The sequence below is a fragment of the Streptomyces griseorubiginosus genome, assembly GCF_017614965.1.
Lineage (GTDB): Bacteria > Actinomycetota > Actinomycetes > Streptomycetales > Streptomycetaceae > Streptomyces > Streptomyces griseorubiginosus_B.
Genome location: NZ_WVUG01000638.1, coordinates 1 through 1481 on the forward strand (window position 1 = coordinate 1; position 1481 = coordinate 1481).

Annotated in this window: 1 protein-coding gene; it reads right to left on the reverse strand. The window is 70.3% G+C overall.

Features of this window, described 5'->3' with window-relative positions; genetic code table 11:
* A partial coding sequence (locus GRC12_RS44400; RefSeq protein ID WP_208786088.1) for a metallophosphoesterase family protein occupies positions 1–1481 on the reverse strand: 1481 nt, incomplete at both ends.

Here is a 1481-nt window from a genome sequence, read left to right on the forward strand (position 1 = left end):
GGTGTGGCGGGGGTGGCCCCTGGCTTGTTCTCGTCGGGGAGGTGGCGGCTGACCTCAGCCGTGGTCTCGCCCAGGCCGCCCAGCTTGATCGCGTCCCAGGCCTGGAGGCGTCGGCTGTCGCGGTCGAAGTAGAGGATCGAGGCCTCGATGGGGGCCGGGTACTTGTGTTCGAGGGCGCGCAGGCCGCTGCCGCCGGTGGAGCCCTCCATGCGCAGCCGGGTGCCGTACTTGAGGATCTCGTCGCCTTCGTGGTGCAGGTGTCCGCAGAGGACCAGGGGGACGGTGCCGTCGACCTCGCGGGCCGCGGACGGTTCGTGGACCATCGCGACGTCGACGGGGGTGCCGGCGGCCTTCTGGTCGTTCAGGGCGGAGGCGAGCCGGTCGCCGGCCAGTTGTTCGGAGGCGTCGGCGCCGGGTTTGTTGGAGCGGTCGGGGGTGAACTGGGGGTCGCCCATGCCGGCGAAGCGCAGTCCGGCGATGGTTTCCGCCTTGCCGTTGTCGAGGACGTGGACGTTCTTCATGCGTTCGAGGTAGCGCTGGGTGAGGTCGGAGTCGTGGTTGCCCCTGACCCAGACGTAGGGCGCCCCGAGGTCGGCGATGGGGTCCAGGAAGCCGTTCTCGGCCGCTGTGCCGTGGTCCATGGTGTCGCCGGTGTCGACGATGACGTTGACCTTGTACTGCTGTACGAGTGAGGCGATGATCTTCCAGCTCGCGGGGTTGAGGTGGATGTCGGAGACGTGCAGTACGCGGATGGTGGTGGGGTCGGGCTGGTAGGCGGGGAGGGTGGAGGTGACGTCGTACAGCTTGGTCACGTTGGTCACCAGGCGGGCCAACTCCTTCTGGTAGACGTCGAATTCGGTGACGATGTTGCGGGCGTTGCCGACGAGGGAGGGGGCGGAGGAGAGCAGGCCGGAGTATTTGGGTTCGAGGACGGAGTCGGGGTTCCAGGTGGCGTAGGCGGTGGCGCCGGAGGCCATGAGCAGGGCGAGGGCGGTGCCGCCTGCGGTGAGGGCGCGGCCGGGGCGGCGGTAGACGGCGAGGCCGAGGGCGGTGGCGCCGGAGACGACGGCGACGCAGGAGCGCAGGGCGAGGTCGAGGGTGCCGTGCTGGACGTCGCGGGCGACTTCGTCCTGGAGGCCGGAGAGGCGTTCGGGGTGGTCGACGAGGGCTTGGGCGCGGACGGGGTCGAGTTGGTCGACGTTGACGTCGAGGCGGACCGGGGCGTGGTGGGTGTCGAGTTCGAGGGCGCCCAGGGGTGAGATGTTGATCTTCGTGCCGCCGGTGAGGGAGGGGCGCAGGGTCATGGTGGTGTTCATCGGTCCGACCGGGACGCGCACGTTGCCGACGATGAGGAGTCCGAGCCAGGCGCCGAGGAGTACGACGGCGACCAGGCCGAGGGCGCGTACCCAGGGGTGCGGTTGGGGGAGGAGTTCGGCGGTGGGGTGTTGGCGGCGGGAGCGGGAGTGGCGGGCGAGGGTGCG